Consider the following 17156-nt stretch of genomic DNA (forward strand, 5'->3'; position numbering starts at 1 on the left):
TCAAAAAGAAAAGAGCCTACTTTTCAGTAGACTCTTAATGTATCATATGTTTACGAAGCACCCGCTTCTTCGAATTCAACTTCTACCTCACCTAAACGATGATATTCTGCTAAAACAGCATCTTGAATCTTTCCGCGAGTATTTGAATTGATTGGATGTGCAATATCACGGAACTCACCATCCGGTGTACGTTTACTTGGCATGGCTACAAATAAGCCATTATTACCATCAATCACACGAATATCATGAACAACAAATTCACCATCTAATGTGATTGAAGCAATCGCTCTCATACGTCCTTCAGTGTTCACGCGGCGTAATCTTACGTCAGTTACTTCCATCTTGTTCACCACCTTTTTCTATGCGAAGCTTTACATACTTAATTCCACAGAATTTTGTGTTTTCCTGCTATTCAGAAAAAATTTTTAGAAAATTTTCGCAAAAAAAGTGAACAATTGGAAGTTACTTGCTTTTTGTTAGAAATTTGTTAATTTAATTACCCTTTAACAAGCGCAATAACTTCAATTTCAACAAGTACATCTTTAGGTAGTCTCGCTACTTCTACACATGAACGTGCCGGCTTATGGTCGCCGAAGTAGTCACCATAGACTTCATTTAACGCTGTGAAGTCGTTCATATCTTTAATGAACACGGTTGCCTTTACAACTGTATTTAGAGAAGCTCCAGCTTCTTCAAGAACTGCTTTTAGATTTTCAAATACTTGAGTAGCTTGTACTTGAACATCGCCTTCGACCAACGTACCATCTGGACGAAGTGGAATTTGACCTGAACTGTAAAACAAGTTATTCACAACAATTCCCTGTGAATATGGACCAATAGCTTGCGGTGCATTTTTTGTTTGAACCTGTAACATATGTTCCTCTCCCTTACTTGATCAAATATATTTTAAGTAATTGCCTTCCTGTACACGAATTTGTTTATCTTTAATATTTACATCTGTTAATTGTACAAGAGACACATACTCATCCACTAAACGTTCTTCAATATCTTCTGATTCTACTAAAACTCCAATACCAGCAACAGTTGCATCGAACTCTTCAAGCAAACTAACCATTCCATTTACAGTGCCGCCAGCTTTCATGAAATCATCAATGATGAGTACATTTGACCCCACCGCTAAACTTCTTTTAGCTAACAGCATCGTTTGAATGCGCTTAGATGAACCTGACACGTAGTTAATACTAACGGTCGATCCTTCAGTTACTTTACTGTCTCTGCGCACAATAACAACGGGCACGTCTAAATACTGAGCAACCGCATACGCAATAGGAATACCTTTTGTTGCTACAGTCATCACAACATCGATTTTGCGGTTAGCAAAAAGCGATGCATACAAGCGACCGATTTTATTCACAACGCGAGGGTTCCCTAAAATATCAGTTAAATATAAATATCCACCTGGCAATAAACGCTCAGGTTTTTCAATCAACCCACATAATTCTTGAACAAGCTGACCGGCTTCTTCATTCGTCATCTTTGGAATGAATTTAACTCCGCCGGCAGCCCCTGGTAGCGTAACCAAGGTTCCGATACCCTGCTGTTCAAAAGTTTGTTTAATAATCGCCATATCTTCGCTAATAGATGATTTTGCGGAATCATATTTATCTGCAAAATACGTAAGAGGGATAAGGCGCTGAGGGTTTTGAATGAAATAGTTGGTCATATCAATTAATCGTCCACTACGTCGAAACTTCATAACATCCTCCTGAAAATCCGAATATTGTAATGTAAATATAACATTAACATACGGATTTATTCAAGCGTTATTCGTTCACCTAGTAACCTAACTGCATAAACTTTATCACAAAAGCCACGTAATCCATTATAAATGCGATGCATACGTGAATCATGCTGTACAAGTCCAAATACAGTCGGCCCACTGCCGCTCATGAGTACAGCATCGGCGCCAAAACGCTTTATTTGTTCTTTAATGAGAGCTACTTCCGGATGCATTTTCAGCGTTACTGCTTCCAATACATTTCCGACAAGGCTACACATTTGATCATAATTTCCTGATTGTATGGCGTGAACCATCTCATCTACTTTAGGATGATCCATCTCCTCAATTTTTAAGTTGCGATATACATCTGCTGTAGAAACACCTATTTCAGGCTTAGCCAAAATCACCCAGCAGCTTGGAGGTGCCTCAATATGCTCTACAATCTCTCCGCGCCCTGTAGCAAGAGCTGTCCCTCCGTACACGCAAAAAGATACGTCAGAGCCAATCTCAGCCCCTATTTCTGCAAGTGTGTCTAATGATAAGCCTAATTCCCATAACGTATTTAAACCGCGTAATGTAGCAGCCGCGTCACTGCTGCCTCCAGCTAATCCAGCAGCTACTGGAATATGTTTATCAATTAATATATTTACACCTTTTGAAATGTTATAACGTCGCTTCAAAATCTGCGCTGCCTGATAAGCGAGATTTCGCTGGTCATCTGGAACAAAGCGATTATGAGAATAAATAACAATTCGTCCATCTTCACGATCAGAAAGTTCAATTCTGTCCGCTAAATCAATTGTTGTCATAATCATCTTAACTTCATGGTAACCATCTGGGCGTTTATGTAACACATCAAGTGACAAATTTATTTTAGCCGGTGCTTTCACCATTAATTTCAACTTACTTCACCTACTTCATCTTATCGAGTTTAACGCTATTTTATCATAAAATGAACAAGATATAGCTGTTCATTTAAACATCTTTGTTTAATCCTCTGTTTTATCTTTCATTTTGGGACAAAAAAACCGAAGCGGTTATACACTTCGGTTTTCCTCATTTCACTTTAAATAATCGTATAAGCAGTGGTTTTCACTATGCTATTGCTTTAGCTGCTGCTGTGCAAGCTCTACAGCTCGCTTCACCATATTACCTGCGTCTTTTGCCCGAATAGCGCCCCAGCCTTCTGCTTGTACAGTATCGTAAAAACCAAGTTCTTTAGCCAGTTCTTCTTTCAGCTTCGATGACATAATCCCTCTACGCCTTGACATTGCACATGGCTCCTTTACGTATAAAATGAAATTTCAACCTGAATCTCCTCGCTCACTTCCATAAGAAACGCGAGGACGATATGTATAGTATGTATAAAAAATAATGTATATATAATTTGAAAAAAAGACCAATAAAAAAGCAGTAAACCAATGTCCACTGCTCATCACCACTTGCTATATTGCCTATGTCATTCTTAGAAAAATTTTAGTTGCACTGTTTCCGTTAACACATCTGCGTAACTATACGAAACGCGCTCCAAAGAGTTTTCCTCTTGATCTAATTCAACGATAAAAACAGATGGGTACGTTTCTGTTAATACACCTGAACGTTCTACTGTTTTTCTACGACCACCGTTTGCTTTTAAAGTTAATCGTTGGCCTAGGTGCAAATCCAGCGCTTGCTTAATATCAGACAAAGTTTTCGCCATATTGGTCCACCTCACTATGTATAGTATAACACATGTTAGAAAAATAGTCAAAAACATAAAATTATAACAATCTATCTCTAATTGTGTCAATAAATAATTTTCAACATGAATCTACATTTCGCTGTTAGTATGCTCGTTTTTCAACGAAATATGTATATCTTTAGCAAATATTGAAAATGATTTTGTGTAATTAAGCGTATACTTTGGGTTCATACGAAAAAACAACTGGTTGCACATCATGCGTGTACATGCTGTAACCAGTTGTTTTTATTTCTACTCATCGCTTTCATAAGGCATGCCCGTGCGAAGCAGCCCTTTTGTTTCTACTCCTCCTAAACCTTTAGCACCCGTTAATGTATTACGTAAGACGTCCCATACGTTAATACGATCCGTGAAAGGAGTAAAACTTAGTTTTGCTACTACATACACAGGGTCAAGCGCATGAATATTTACACGCGAAGGTGAACTAGCAAAGTTTGCTCCAGCTTGAATCAATAATTCAAAATGCGATTGACAGGCACCTGCAAAAATCACCAGCTGATCTAAATTACCAACTCTTTTTCTTGCTTCTTGGACTGTTTGAATATAGTGCTTGGAATGTCTATAAGCAAGGAGATCATCTTTATTTCCTTTTCCTTTAGAATAGGCATCATGCCCTGTCAGCACCAGAATATCGGGTCTTACATCCTCAATTAGCTTTCCAACTTTCTCCGGCATTTCTGACTCTACGCAATGAACACCATAAACAGGAACACCAATTTTTTCGTAAACTAACAAACATTTACGTAAATAATTAGGGTCTCCGTCTACGTGCAGGACCTTTCCTGGAATTTGAAATAAGCGATGTGAATGGCTGTATCCATTTGTCATGCTATATTCAGTTTTCTCTCGAACGAGCCGATAATCCTGTTGAATAAGCTCCAAGGATCTTTCTAAAAGTTCTTCTTCTTGTTTTTTTCTTTGATCCTGTTCTTTAGCATCCACAACCTCTAGATCTGTACAAGGAGCGTCGGCAATCAACCGAACGTCTTCTCCTATTAAAGTCGCATATTTCCCCGCTTCGCTGTCATTAATAGCTATAACACGAAAAAGCAAATCTCTTTGATAAGAAGGTCGTGTAACTATATCACCAATTTTGATGTTCATATGCTTCACTCCGTCTTTGCTACTTCAAAAATAAATTCTCTTCATAGCCTATGACTTCATGATAAAAATGTGATGATTTAGCGAAATGATTTTAAAAGTTGGTCACTTAACGTTCCGAATTCTTGAATAGACAGCGTTTCGCCTCTTCTTTTCGGATCAATTTCAGCAGTTGCAAGTGCTTGCTCAATGTCCGCTTTTTTCTGCTTCCCATTTGGCAAGTTGTTCACTAGATTGTTTAAAATGGTTTTTCGGCGCTGTCCAAAACTTGCTCGTACAACTTGGAAGAAGAATGCTTCATCTTGTACTTCTACCGCTGGCTTCGGTCTTCTCAGCAGCCGAATAACAGCTGAATCTACATTAGGCTGCGGATTAAATACTGTTTTAGGCACAATCATAACCGTCTCAGCCTCTGTATAGTATTGAATCGCAATAGAAAGTGACCCGTACTCTTTTGTTCCCGGTTTAGCTGCTATACGGTCGGCAACTTCTTTTTGAAGCATAACAACGATTCCCCGTACCGGAATTTGCTCCTCTAATAATTTCATCAAAATTGGTGTCGTCACGTAATACGGTAAATTCGCAACGACCATTAAATCTTCTATGTTTTCGAATTCTTGTTCGAGCGTCTCTTTTAAATCCGCTTTTAACACATCTTGATGAATAACTTTTGCATTTGGGTAAGGAGAAAGAGTATCGGCTAAAATCGGAAGCAGACGCTGGTCGATTTCAAATGCCAGTACTTTTTTTGCGCGCTTTGCTAGCTGTTCAGTTAACGCTCCGATACCAGGTCCAATTTCAATTGCTCCCGTTTCTTCTGTTATTTCTGCATGATCAACAATACGATGTAAAATGTTCGTATCAATTAAAAAATTTTGTCCCAAACTCTTTTTAAATGTAAAACCGTATTTCTTTAAAATTTCCTTGGTTCGATTAGGCGTTGCAATATCTTTTAACACGATTCCTTTTCCTCCTTATTTATCTGCTCAACAGCTTTGATAAACTCCTCTTTTGAAATTTGGAACATCTGTAATCGTTTATGGAGCTGCTTTCCGTTGGCATAGCCTATTTTTAATAACTTTCCTATTCTTTCACGTCTAGACTTGGCTTGACTATCTCCTACCAAACGAGCTACGATTAAATCCTCTTGAGAAATCTCCATATCTGCTTCTACCCACTCTTGCTTTACATCTTTTAGTGCTTTTTGAATAGACGCAATAGAAGCATGTTCAACTCCAATACCTTTGCCGTTTTTAGGGCGAGCCTCTTCTTTATCTAAAAATGCATGTTTACATCCTGGAACACGTTCTGAAACAATATTTCGAATTCGCTGTCCTGGGTAATCTGGATCTGTAAAAATAATCACGCCTCTTGTTTTTTGAGCTAATTTTACTTTTTCGATGGTTTCTTCATTTACAGCTGATCCATTTGTCTCGATGGTATCTGCATCCACTGCACGTTTAATCGCTACAGTGTCGTCCCGACCTTCTACTACAATAATTTCTTTAATCTTCATTTCTTCCTCCAAAACATTCAGTTTTGTTCATTTGCTTTTCAGTAAAAATGAAATGCTCGTCACTCACATCATTTTTCTTCTATGAAATCAACGTTTTATCTTATTATCAACTAAATTAAAAAGCACTATCTGTTATTTTAACTGAAAAAGGCAGAGGATAACATTCTCCTCTGCGCCTATCTTTACTTTAACACGAAAATGATTGTTATATGAGAAAAAGTTTTAATCATTAATGCCAAATAGCTTTTTGGCGTTAGCTGTTGTAATATCAGCCAATTCTTCATACGTTATCCCTTTTAACTCTGCAATTTGCTCCGCTACGTATGACACATAACCAGGTTCATTGCGCTTGCCGCGGAATGGATGAGGAGTTAGATAAGGACAGTCTGTTTCAATTAATAGTTTATCTAAAGGAAGTTCTGCAGCAACTTCTTTTGGTTTTTTTGCATTTTTAAATGTAACAGGTCCACCAAAAGAAATATACATATTCATATCCATACACTGCTTCGCTACTTCAATACTGCCCGTGAAGCAATGCATAATCCCGCCTACTTCTTCTACATGCTCTTCTTTTAAAATTGTTACTACGTCTTCCGTTGCATCACGATTATGAATAATGATAGGTAAATTCACTTTGCGCGCTAAGCGAATTTGACGGCGAAATACGTCCTTTTGAACCTCTTTAGGTGATTTATCCCAATGATAGTCTAATCCCATCTCTCCTAAAGCCACAACTTTCGGATGCTGAGCTAACTCTTCAATCCAAGCTAAGTGCTCATCCGTCATATCAATTGCATCTACTGGATGCCATCCTACACTAGCATAGATAAATTCGTACGTTTCAGCTATTTGAATAGCTTTTTTAATGGTAGGTTCATCAAATCCAACAACCACCATGTTTTGAACACCTTTTTCTAACGCGCGATTAATTACTTCTTGCAAATCATCTTCATACTGTTCTGCGTTTAAATGAACATGTGTATCAAACAACATCTAATCGATCCTTTCCATGAATAAAAGGGGGTCCTCGCATGTTACACGTGAAACACCCCTTTTACCTATACTTATTTTATCTTCGTGCCGTTTGCTAAGTTTTGATCTACGCTTGCTAGTGAAAGACCATTCTCATCTTCACCCGCTAAAATCATTCCTTGTGATAGTTCGCCGCGCAGTTTTACAGGTTTTAAGTTGGTTACACAAATTACTTTGCGACCTACTAATTCTTCAGGCTTATAAAACTTGGCAATACCTGATACAACTTGGCGTTTTTCATAGCCAAGATCAAGCTGCAGCTTTAATAGTTTATCTGCCTTTTTAACTGGTTCTACTTGCGTAACTTGCGCTACACGAAGCTCTACTTTCATGAAATCATCAATCGTAATCTCTTCAGAAGGCTCTTCCTTTATAACAGGTTTTTCTTCTTTCGGAGCACTTCCTTGCATCTGCTCTTTAATAAATGCTACCTCTTCTTCTCGATCTAGACGAGGGAACATTGGCTCACCTTTTTCTACTTTTGTGCCTTCTTTAAGCATATTAAAGCGCGTCGTGCTTTCCCACGTTTTTAACACACCTTCTTTTACACCGATCTGAGCAAAAATTTTCTCAGGTGTACGTGTTAAGAATGGCTGTAGTAATACAGCAATGTGACGAATTGATTCAGCTAGATGTGTCATAACGGAAGCAAGTTCTGCACGCTTATTCTCATCTTTTGCTAACGCCCAAGGCTGCGTTTCATCAATGTATTTATTCGTGCGGCTTACATATTGCCAGATAGAAGCAAGAGCCACTGAAAACTCCATATCCTCCATCGCTTCTTCATATTTATTTACTGTATCTTTTTGAGCTTGTACGATAAGTGCATCAAACTCTGTTACATTTCCTTCATAAGTCGGAATAACACCATCAAAATACTTATTAATCATCGCCACTGTACGATTAACTAGGTTGCCAAGGTCATTTGCTAAGTCAAAGTTAATACGTTCAACAAACGCTTCTGGTGTGAATACACCGTCTGAACCGAATGGAACTTCACGAAGTAAGTAGTAACGAAGGGCATCTAATCCATAACGGTCAATCAATGTCACTGGGTCTACTACATTCCCTTTTGACTTCGACATCTTTCCATCTTTCATTAATAACCAGCCGTGAGCAAATACTTTCTTAGGAAGTGGCAAATCAAGTGCCATCAACATGATTGGCCAATAAATAGTATGGAAACGTACGATTTCTTTTCCTACTAAATGTACGTTAGCCGGCCAGTATTTTCGATAGTTTTCATCGTTCTCTGTATCATACCCAAGAGAGGTGATATAGTTAGAAAGCGCATCAATCCATACGTAAATAACGTGTTTTGGGTTACCTGGAACTTTTACCCCCCAATCAAACGTCGTACGAGAAACAGCTAAGTCTTCAAGGCCAGGCTTAATAAAATTATTGATCATTTCGTTTTTACGGGATTCTGGTTGAATAAATGAAGGGTTTTCTTCATAAAAAGCTAGTAAACGATCTACGTATTTCCCCATTTTAAAGAAATAGGACTCTTCTCGAACGAGCTCTACAGGGTGTCCGCTATCCGGGCTTTTTCCGCCTACAACTTTTCCATTTTCAACGATTGGATCTACTAGTTGATGCTCTGTATAGTACGTCTCATCGGGAACTGAGTACCAACCTTCATACTCATCAAGATAAATATCACCTTGTTCTAAAAGGCGCGCGAAAATCTTTTCCACGATTTCTTTATGTCTTGGTTCTGTTGTACGGATAAAATCGTCATACGAAATATCCATCTTATCCCAAAGCTCTTTGATTCCAGAGACAATATCATCTACGTATTGCTGAGGTGTCACGTTTTTCTCTTCTGCTTTTCGCTGAATTTTTTGACCATGTTCATCCGTACCTGTTAAATAACGTACGTCAAACCCTCTCAAACGTTTATAACGAGCCATTGCATCTCCCGCTACCGTCGTATATGCGTGCCCTATATGTAATTTACCACTCGGATAATAAATCGGCGTAGTAATGTAAAATGTATTATTTCCATCTGCCATGTTCATAACCTCCAACATTCCATTTCAACATTTTGATTTATATGGATGTAATCATATAAACCCTGTCTTCTTATTCTACTATCTATCATACTATTTTACATGATAATTTCAAAACATTCTCTTCCTATATACATGGGAATATGACGGATTCACTTCATTTTTAAATAATCGTTATTTTTCCAAAAAATAATCCTGTTAATTGTATCAGCTTCGCCCTATTTTTATATAAAATATACCCCCATTCAAAAAGTCACTTTGATAAAAACGACAAATAGGTCTAATTTTGTCGTTTTATGTCGAAATATATTTACCCTATCTTCAAAATAGTTAATATCAAGCTATTTAGGGAATTAATCTTTTTTCCAACGAAACCCCTTGTCATCCCTTGACTGACGGTCACAATTAGCTTGTAAACAAGTCTCGAAAAAATTTTTTCCCAGCTACATTTTTTTACATATAAAATGATTGACTAGTTTTGGAAACGCTGGTATTATGAAAGTACGTTGAAATTGTCGAATAATGACGAAAGTAATAACATAGAAAAATGATTATCGAGAGGAGAACGATTAACATGAAATCTACAGGTATTGTTCGTAAAGTTGATGAATTAGGACGCGTAGTAATTCCAATTGAATTACGTCGTACATTAGGAATTGCAGAGAAAGATGCTCTAGAAATCTATGTAGATGAAGAGCGCATCATCTTAAAAAAATATAAACCAAACATGACTTGCCAAGTAACAGGTGAAGTATCTGATGATAACATTCAACTTGCTAGCGGTAAATTAATTCTAAGCCGTGAAGGTGCAGAACAAATCATGAAAGAACTTCAAGATTCTTTACAAGCTTCTAAATAAAACGAAAAGCTGTCTATGATAGACAGCTTTTTTTAATGTACGTGATATTCACTATAAATGTCTCGCTTTGACACATCTCGGTCTTTTGCCACTTGCTTAATAGCTTCTTTGTTTGAAAGTCCTTCTTCTACATAGTGATCAACATGCTCGATAATAGTGAGATGTTCCCACCATAGATTACTTTCATCTGGCGCTTCTTCATTTGTTCCTTCAAGAATTAAGCAGAATTCGCCTCTAATATCTGTGGAATTTGTCCATTCAATTGCTTCTAATACGCTTCCTCTTAAAAATTCTTCATAGCGCTTTGTTAACTCTCTACATAATACAATAGATCGGTTCCCTAAAATTTCTTCTATACTTTTTAGCGTTTCTTTTAATCGATGAGGGGCTTCATAAAATATCATGCTTTCCTTAATATACTGAAGCTCTTGAAGCTGTTCTTTACGCTGCTTTTTATTTCTGTTTAAAAATCCATAAAAATAAAACTGCCCCGTAGGTAGTCCAGAAGCAATTAAAGCTGTTAATGCTGCGTTAGGCCCCGGCAGCGGAACAACCGTATATCCTTCTTTAACGGCAGCTACCACTAACTCATAACCAGGATCTGAAATACAAGGCATCCCTGCGTCGCTTACTAAAGCAATATTTTTTTCACTGTCTAAGTCCCTTAACAGCTGTTCACTTTTTGTATGTTTATTATGTTCATGATAACTTGTAATAGGCGTATCGATCTCAAAGTGGTTACATAGTTTTTTCGTTTGTCTCGTATCTTCTGCGGCAATATAATCAACTTCTTTTAAAATTCGAATCGCACGAAATGTCATATCCTCTAAGTTTCCAATAGGAGTGGGAACTAAGTATAAAACGCCTCGTTCATTCGATACATCATAACTTTTTTGTGATTTCATTCTGCTTTTCTTGCTCCCTTCGAATGTAAGCCTGTTTTTGCACTCTGCTTAACTGTTTGAACCAATACTCTTTTTGCATAGCTTCTGTTTTAGAAGCAAACACCTCATGCCAAATTAATGAAACAGGCCTTCTTGCTCTCGTATATTTTGCCCCTTTCCCTTCATTATGGACAGAAATACGTTTTTGCAAATTATTCGTGTAACCAGCGTAATACGTACAGTCCTTGCATTCAACTACATAAAAATAATGATTATTTTGTTCCATATAAAATCCTTTTTAATTCATCCGTGTATTCATCGTTATCTTGATAGACCACAAGCGGAGGAAGAATCTTTAAATCTGGACTTCCATCCTTCGTACCTTCAATTAAAAGTGTATTTGCTTCTTTTCCATCTTTAGGATAGACAAACTGAAGTCTCTTTGGCTCTAAACGATATTGCCTCATTAACGTAACGATATCTAATAGTCTTCCTGGACGGTGAACTAATGCCACTTTTCCACCTTGTTTCACTAGTTGACTGCTGGCTCTAATCACATCTTCCAACGAACAATGAATTTCGTGGCGAGCGATTGCAAAGTGTTCGTTTTCATTTATTTCTTCTTTACTAGATGTGGTGAAATAAGGAGGATTGCATGTTACAACATCATATTTTCCATAACCCAGTTCTTGAGGTGCATTTTTTAAATCACCATGTATCATTTTAATCTGCCCATCCAGCTGATTATACGCAATGCTTCTTTGCGCCATACTGTGTAGCCGCTCTTGAATTTCTACACCAATGATTTTTCCCTTTGTTCGTTTAGATAAAAATAGTGGGATTACACCGTTTCCTGAACATAAATCAACCAAGTTACCTTTACGAATTGGGACATAAGCAAAGTGAGATAAAAGCACAGCATCCAATGAAAAGGAAAAGACAGACGGACTTTGAATAATGCGCATCTCCTCATCGGCTAATAGATAATCTAAACGTTCATCTCCATATAACTCAACCATAATCGTTCTTCTCCTTGTACATCTATTATTTACATCTTTTACTCATAAAAAGAACCTCTCCAAAAGGGAGAGGTGTTGTTACTTTTTATTTAAAAATGACAAGCAAAACAAACAGTCTCCATCTTTACGCACACTTCCATAATGAATGTTACAAATATGAAAACCCTCTTGGTAAAGGCGAGCCAAATTGTCATATCCTTCTCCGATATCAATTTGTTTTTGCTCCTTTGTTTGAGCGCTTGCTTTTGAATGTCTATTTTTCAGCTTCGTTTCGAAGTTTGTCTGGTCAAGGCGACGGCGCAAATGATCATTTTCTATTTGCAGATGATGATTTTCTTCAATTAGCTCAGCAAGATGCTCTTTCAACTCACCTAACTGCTTATATAAATGACCAATTTGTTCCTCCATGTTTGTCACCGAATCAAAAATCTCTTTTTTATCCACCTTTGCCCACCTCGTTAATCTGTGGCTTGAAACGAAACAGCACCTTCATTATTGATCTCATCCAGAGTATACTCTAAAATTTGTTCGTGATCTGACAGTTCCACTTGAATAATTCTTTCCAAAATATTCAAACCCACTACACGTCCTGAACCGTCTGAAGTTTTAATTGTTGAGCCTATATCAGGAAGCTGTTCTTTTGCCGTTTCATACTCATCATTTTCATATTTTAAACAACACATCAAACGTCCGCATAAACCAGAAATTTTCGTTGGATTAAGCGATAGGTTTTGGTCTTTGGCCATCTTAATAGAAACCGGCTCAAAATCACCTAAAAACGTTGAGCAACATAGCATACGTCCACAAGGGCCTATCCCGCCCAACAGTTTTGCCTCGTCTCGCACACCAATTTGTCGAAGCTCAATTCGCGTACGGAAAATAGCAGCTAAATCTTTAACTAACTCTCTAAAATCAATACGGCCGTCTGCTGTAAAATAAAAAATGACTTTATTACGATCAAACGTATATTCTACATCTACTAACTTCATATCTAAATCATGTGATTGAATTTTTTGCACGCATACGTCATACGCTTCTCTAGCAGCTTGTTTATTTTCATCCACAATCAGCCTGTCTTTTTGTTCAGCAATGCGGATTACTTTTTTCAAAGGAAGTACGACATCGTGTTCACTTACTTGCTTTTTGTTAATAACCACTCTGCCAAATTCAACACCACGAACTGTTTCTACAATAACAAACTCACCATCTGGAATTGTAAGTTCTCCAGGGTCAAAATAATATATTTTTCCCGCTTTTTTAAAGCGAACGCCTACTACATCATACAAGCTTTTATCCCTCCTGCAAATCCAACACCAGCTGTTCCATTAATAACTGTAGATTCATATTTGAATTTAATTTATTTTTGGCCTTCAAGATAACCTCTAAGCGGTAAATCGCTTTTTCCTGCGTTGTCTGAAGAGCTTGCTGTTTTAATTCTTCTATTTTATGACGATAGACGATTTTAGACTCTTGTCCAACTTGCAGCGTCAACAAATCACGATAAAGAAGCATCAATAAAGTTAAACCAATATGAGCTTGTTCTTTTTCTTTAAAATGTGTTACCCACTTTTCATGAATAAAAAGAAGAGCTTGTTGAGGTCTCGTTGTTAACACTTCATATAATTGTATCACTAACTTTATTGCAAGTCCAAACCATTCATCTTTACTTAATTCAATTGCTTCATCAATGCTGTTTGTTAAATTAGACAAGATGGACGCATCCGCTGAGGAAAGGCCATTTTCTATTAGTTTTTCAGCTAACTGTTCTGGTGTAAGAGATCGAAATGATATTACTTGGCAACGTGAGATAATCGTATCTAATAAGCGCTGTATATTTTCTGTTAATAAAATTGCATAAGTTCCGTTGCCAGGCTCTTCTAAAAATTTCAGTAAACTATTTGCTGCGCTTACTGTCATTTTATCAACATGATTCACAATATATAACTTTTTATTAGATTCAACACCGGTTTTTGTGAATTCTGATTGCAAGAATTGAATTTGCTCTTTTTTAATCGATAAACCAGCTGGCTCAATCAAGTGAATATCTGGATGATTACCTGAATCAATTCGCCGGCAGTTACTGCACTCATGGCATGGCCTATGATTAACTGGATTTTGGCAAAACAGTGCTTTAGCAAACAAAAAACTAATTTGTTTTTTACCTGTTCCTTTGCTTCCTTCAAATAAATAAGCATGAGCAACGCGCTCTTTAAGTAAGCTGTTTTGCAAAATCTTTAATACGTTCGGCTGAAGAGCTTCAAGCTGTTCCCATGTATTTCCCATTCAATCATCACTTTCTATTTAAAATCTTCTCTCTTAAAATTGATGAAATTGATCTACTGGTAGTACGAATACTGTAGCTCCGCCCACTTCAACTTCAACAGGATACGGAATGTATGAATCTGCATTACCGCCCATCGGTGCCACAGGAGAAATCATCTGTCTGCGGTTTTCACATTGGCCTTTAATAATATCAAGTACTTCATCTACTTTATGATCATCTGTACCAATCATAATTGTTGTATTCCCTGATTTTAAGAATCCGCCCGTACTTGATAATTTGGTTGAACGAAACCCTCTTTCTACAAGTGCATTTAAAAGCTTTGAGCTATCTGAATCTTGAATAACGGTCATTACTAATTTCATGAATAACACCTCATTTTACTTTTTTGTTAAGAATAGTATATCAAGAATAATGATCATCTGTATTTATTTTAAAATCGATTGTATCTGTTTATAAGCTTCGGCACAGACTTTTTCAACGGATTGATTTGCATCAATTCGGCGAATACGTTCTGGAAATTCACTCAAAAGAGATAAATATCCATCTCGTACTTTGTAATGAAAGTCTAAGGATTCTAAATCTAATCGATTAATCTCATCTTTTCGACCTTTATTAATTCTTTCTAATCCTACCTCAGGATCAATATCAAAATATAAAGTGGCCTGTGGCATCGTTTGCTCAATAGCAAATTGATTAATAGCAAAAATATCTTCTACACCTATACCCCGCGCATTTCCTTGATAAGCAAGTGAGCTATCAATAAAACGGTCACATAATACTATATTCCCTTTATTTAGCTCAGGAATCACTTTTTCTACAAGATGTTGTCTTCTAGCCGCAGCGTAAAGAAGTGCTTCAGTTCTGGCATCCATTTCCGTGTTAGACGGATTTAAGATGATTTCACGAATTTGTTCAGCAATTCGTATGCCTCCAGGCTCTCTTGTTAATACAATGGTATACCCATCTTGTATTAATTTTTGTTGAACCATATGGATGATGGTTGTCTTACCAGCACCCTCTGGCCCTTCGAATGTAATAAACGTTCCTGACATGTATAAATTCCTTTCTCTATTTAAATACTTCTATCTTTCCTTCTTCCATACAAGAGCCGCCTTGAATATGACCATTTAACCTTTGAATATGCAAAATATAATCAATATGATTGCTTGTAATCGTTTCTCCCTCCATTAAAATAGGAATTCCAGGAGGGTATGGAATAATAGATTGTGCGCTTACACACCCAATCGCTTCTTCAAACGAACACATATGCTTTGTCCTTAGTTTTCTTTCTTCCATAGACAGGAGAACCGTTGCTCTTGAAAAACGAAATGGTTTGATGAGTGGTTTTTCATATGACTTACGCTGTATATTCGCTACTGCTTGTCTAACCCGCTTAATTGTATCATTAAAATCCCAACTGCTGCTTAACGGTAGAACAAACAATACATAGTTAACGTCAGCTAGTTCTGTATAAATATCTTGCTTTTCCAGTTCCTTTTGCAAATGATATCCTGTTGCCGCCGAACAAGTCAATGTCATTTTCAAAAGGTCGGTAGCAGTTTGATCTGTTTCTACATCAATAGTTGAAAGTGTATCAATCTTATTAATCTTTTCAACAAACGAATGAATATTGTCAGTCACTCTATCGATATCATGCTGTGTAAACTGTTGCAGATAATACCGTGCTAAATCGAGAGAAGCCATAATAGGGTATGAAGGACTGCTTGACTGCAGTACTTGTAGATAATGCCGTACCGCTTGCTTATTTACTAATGTTCCTTGCATATGTAAATAAGAACCCATTGTCATAGCTGGCAGCGTTTTATGTGCTGACTGAACGACAAGGTCGGCTCCATACGTAACAGCTGAAGAAGGAAAGGGATTCCCTAAAATAAAATGGGCTCCATGAGCTTCATCAATAACTATAGGAATATGGTAGCTATGAATAAAGTCAATGGTCTCCTTTAAATCTCGTGCCACCCCGTAGTAAGTAGGATTTGTTAATACAAATGCTTTTATATCCTCAGAACGCTCTAAAGCCGCTTTAATTGTTTTAATGGATACACCTGTACTAAGATGTGTTTTTGAATCTATTTCAGGAGCTAAAAAAATAGGTGATGCCTTTGATAAAGCAATAGCATTAAAAATAGATTTATGAGAATCTCTTTGAACAGCAATTTTATCTCCTTCTTGACAAAGAGATAAAATTGCTGCGAGATTGCCTACAGTAGAACCATTAACTAAAAAAAAACTTTCATCTACTCCATACAACTTTGCCGTTAACTCTTGTGCTTCTTTAATAACAGATTCTGCTTCATGTAAATCATCTAATCCGCTAATTTCTGTTAGATCGTATTGCAAAAAGTCTGCGTAAGAAGGCTGAATATGTGAAGGTAGAATTTGACCATTTTTATGGCCGGGCACGTGGTAAGAGAGTGATCTCTTTTCGCTGTGCCTTACTAAACGGTTATATAAAGGTAAATATGTATCCATACATCCATTCCTTACTTTTTGTAAATATAACATTATTAACTTGATAAAAGAATATGTAAGTATTTTTCCTATCAAAATTCATTTTTCTTTCATTATAACAAACTTAGATGATTTTTTTGAGCCATATAAAGAAGCCCTTATAAAAAAGGGCTTTTAGTAAGAAAACGCTCCTGATATTCTCTTTAATTGATCTACTAACAATTGATAACGAAAATGAGATGAATCCACCTCTACAATCTCTACCTCGCAGTGTTGGCATATAAAGCTGGAAAACACCTCAATACCCTTTGTATGCTGTTCATGGCAAACGGAACATGTTTTAATTTGTTTTTCCATTACTCTCCACCTCCACTAAATAAGTATCGACAAGATGTAACTTGTTTATGCAGTTCATTTACCCCATTTTATGTAGATAGCTTATACTCTGTGAATAATAAAAAAAGACTAGCTAAAATAGCTAGTCTTTTTTCAAGT

Annotated in this window: 22 protein-coding genes; 1 reads left to right on the forward strand and 21 read right to left on the reverse strand. The window is 36.9% G+C overall.

What is annotated here, in order from left to right; genetic code table 11:
- Positions 1-50: 50 nt before the first annotated feature.
- From spoVG to metG, 11 genes are all read right to left on the reverse strand, one after another.
- Complete coding sequence (gene spoVG / locus N178_RS21685) at positions 51-341, reverse strand: septation regulator SpoVG (RefSeq protein ID WP_013054864.1); 291 nt, start codon at positions 339-341, stop codon at positions 51-53.
- A gap of 155 nt (positions 342-496) precedes the next feature.
- A complete protein-coding gene (locus N178_RS21690) occupies positions 497-874 on the reverse strand; it encodes a RidA family protein (protein ID WP_045294819.1) in 378 nt (125 codons plus the stop codon).
- A 21-nt stretch (positions 875-895) separates the two neighbouring features.
- Complete coding sequence (purR, locus tag N178_RS21695) at positions 896-1717, reverse strand: pur operon repressor (protein ID WP_013054862.1); 822 nt, start codon at positions 1715-1717, stop codon at positions 896-898.
- A gap of 56 nt (positions 1718-1773) precedes the next feature.
- Positions 1774-2643 carry a 4-(cytidine 5'-diphospho)-2-C-methyl-D-erythritol kinase gene (gene ispE, locus N178_RS21700; protein ID WP_013054861.1) on the reverse strand — a complete coding sequence of 290 codons (870 nt, stop codon included), beginning with the start codon at positions 2641-2643 and terminating at the stop codon, positions 1774-1776.
- Between the two features lie 198 nt (positions 2644-2841).
- Entirely contained in the window at positions 2842-3012 is a 171-nt protein-coding gene (locus N178_RS21705; protein WP_013054860.1) for a small, acid-soluble spore protein, alpha/beta type, read from the reverse strand.
- Between the two features lie 194 nt (positions 3013-3206).
- Positions 3207-3440 (reverse strand): biofilm formation stimulator Veg, encoded by a 234-nt coding sequence (gene veg / locus N178_RS21710; protein ID WP_013054859.1) that lies wholly within the window; start codon positions 3438-3440, stop codon positions 3207-3209.
- 273 nt (positions 3441-3713) lie between these two features.
- The gene (gene yabG / locus N178_RS21715; protein ID WP_025601509.1) at positions 3714-4586 is read right to left on the reverse strand and encodes a sporulation peptidase YabG; all 873 of its coding nucleotides are present in this window, start codon (positions 4584-4586) and stop codon (positions 3714-3716) included.
- A 77-nt stretch (positions 4587-4663) separates the two neighbouring features.
- The gene (gene rsmA / locus N178_RS21720; protein ID WP_045294821.1) at positions 4664-5542 is read right to left on the reverse strand and encodes a 16S rRNA (adenine(1518)-N(6)/adenine(1519)-N(6))-dimethyltransferase RsmA; all 879 of its coding nucleotides are present in this window, start codon (positions 5540-5542) and stop codon (positions 4664-4666) included.
- Positions 5536-6099, reverse strand: coding sequence for a ribonuclease M5 (gene rnmV / locus N178_RS21725; protein ID WP_045294822.1), 564 nt, complete (start codon positions 6097-6099; stop codon positions 5536-5538). The genes rsmA and rnmV overlap by 7 nt, the downstream gene beginning before the upstream one ends.
- Before the next feature lie 222 nt (positions 6100-6321).
- Positions 6322-7092, reverse strand: a complete 771-nt coding sequence (locus N178_RS21730) for a TatD family hydrolase (RefSeq protein WP_045294824.1) — start codon at positions 7090-7092, stop codon at positions 6322-6324.
- Positions 7093-7163: 71 nt separating this feature from the next.
- Positions 7164-9146, reverse strand: a complete 1983-nt coding sequence (gene metG, locus N178_RS21735; protein ID WP_045294825.1) for a methionine--tRNA ligase — start codon at positions 9144-9146, stop codon at positions 7164-7166.
- Positions 9147-9711: 565 nt separating this feature from the next.
- On the opposite strand from metG, the gene N178_RS21740 reads away from it, so the two are divergent.
- On the forward strand, positions 9712-10002 hold the full coding sequence (locus tag N178_RS21740; protein ID WP_170836841.1) for an AbrB/MazE/SpoVT family DNA-binding domain-containing protein: 291 nt from the start codon (positions 9712-9714) through the stop codon (positions 10000-10002).
- Positions 10003-10034: 32 nt separating this feature from the next.
- Here N178_RS21740 and rsmI read toward each other — a convergent pair whose 3' ends face one another.
- From rsmI to N178_RS26390, 10 genes are all read right to left on the reverse strand, one after another.
- Positions 10035-10907: a 16S rRNA (cytidine(1402)-2'-O)-methyltransferase gene (gene rsmI / locus N178_RS21745; protein ID WP_045294827.1), complete on the reverse strand. Its 873-nt coding sequence runs from the start codon at positions 10905-10907 to the stop codon at positions 10035-10037.
- Entirely contained in the window at positions 10885-11172 is a 288-nt protein-coding gene (locus N178_RS21750; RefSeq protein ID WP_045294828.1) for a GIY-YIG nuclease family protein, read from the reverse strand. The genes rsmI and N178_RS21750 overlap by 23 nt, the downstream gene beginning before the upstream one ends.
- Positions 11159-11905 (reverse strand): tRNA1(Val) (adenine(37)-N6)-methyltransferase, encoded by a 747-nt coding sequence (locus N178_RS21755; RefSeq protein WP_045294830.1) that lies wholly within the window; start codon positions 11903-11905, stop codon positions 11159-11161. Before N178_RS21755 ends, N178_RS21750 begins: the two co-directional genes overlap by 14 nt.
- A gap of 78 nt (positions 11906-11983) precedes the next feature.
- Entirely contained in the window at positions 11984-12349 is a 366-nt protein-coding gene (gene yabA, locus N178_RS21760; protein ID WP_013054848.1) for a DNA replication initiation control protein YabA, read from the reverse strand.
- A gap of 14 nt (positions 12350-12363) precedes the next feature.
- Positions 12364-13191: a PSP1 domain-containing protein gene (locus tag N178_RS21765; RefSeq protein WP_013054847.1), complete on the reverse strand. Its 828-nt coding sequence runs from the start codon at positions 13189-13191 to the stop codon at positions 12364-12366.
- Between the two features lie 4 nt (positions 13192-13195).
- A complete protein-coding gene (gene holB / locus N178_RS21770; RefSeq protein ID WP_045294832.1) occupies positions 13196-14188 on the reverse strand; it encodes a DNA polymerase III subunit delta' in 993 nt (330 codons plus the stop codon).
- 33 nt (positions 14189-14221) lie between these two features.
- Complete coding sequence (locus N178_RS21775; protein ID WP_043979044.1) at positions 14222-14551, reverse strand: cyclic-di-AMP receptor; 330 nt, start codon at positions 14549-14551, stop codon at positions 14222-14224.
- A 63-nt stretch (positions 14552-14614) separates the two neighbouring features.
- Entirely contained in the window at positions 14615-15241 is a 627-nt protein-coding gene (tmk, locus tag N178_RS21780) for a dTMP kinase (RefSeq protein ID WP_045294835.1), read from the reverse strand.
- Positions 15242-15257: 16 nt separating this feature from the next.
- Positions 15258-16682, reverse strand: a complete 1425-nt coding sequence (locus N178_RS21785) for an aminotransferase class I/II-fold pyridoxal phosphate-dependent enzyme (RefSeq protein ID WP_045294837.1) — start codon at positions 16680-16682, stop codon at positions 15258-15260.
- Positions 16683-16835: 153 nt separating this feature from the next.
- The gene (locus tag N178_RS26390) at positions 16836-17018 is read right to left on the reverse strand and encodes a sigma factor G inhibitor Gin (RefSeq protein WP_013054842.1); all 183 of its coding nucleotides are present in this window, start codon (positions 17016-17018) and stop codon (positions 16836-16838) included.
- Positions 17019-17156: the final 138 nt, after the last annotated feature.

The sequence above is a fragment of the Priestia aryabhattai B8W22 genome, from assembly GCF_000956595.1.
Lineage (GTDB): Bacteria > Bacillota > Bacilli > Bacillales > Bacillaceae_H > Priestia > Priestia aryabhattai.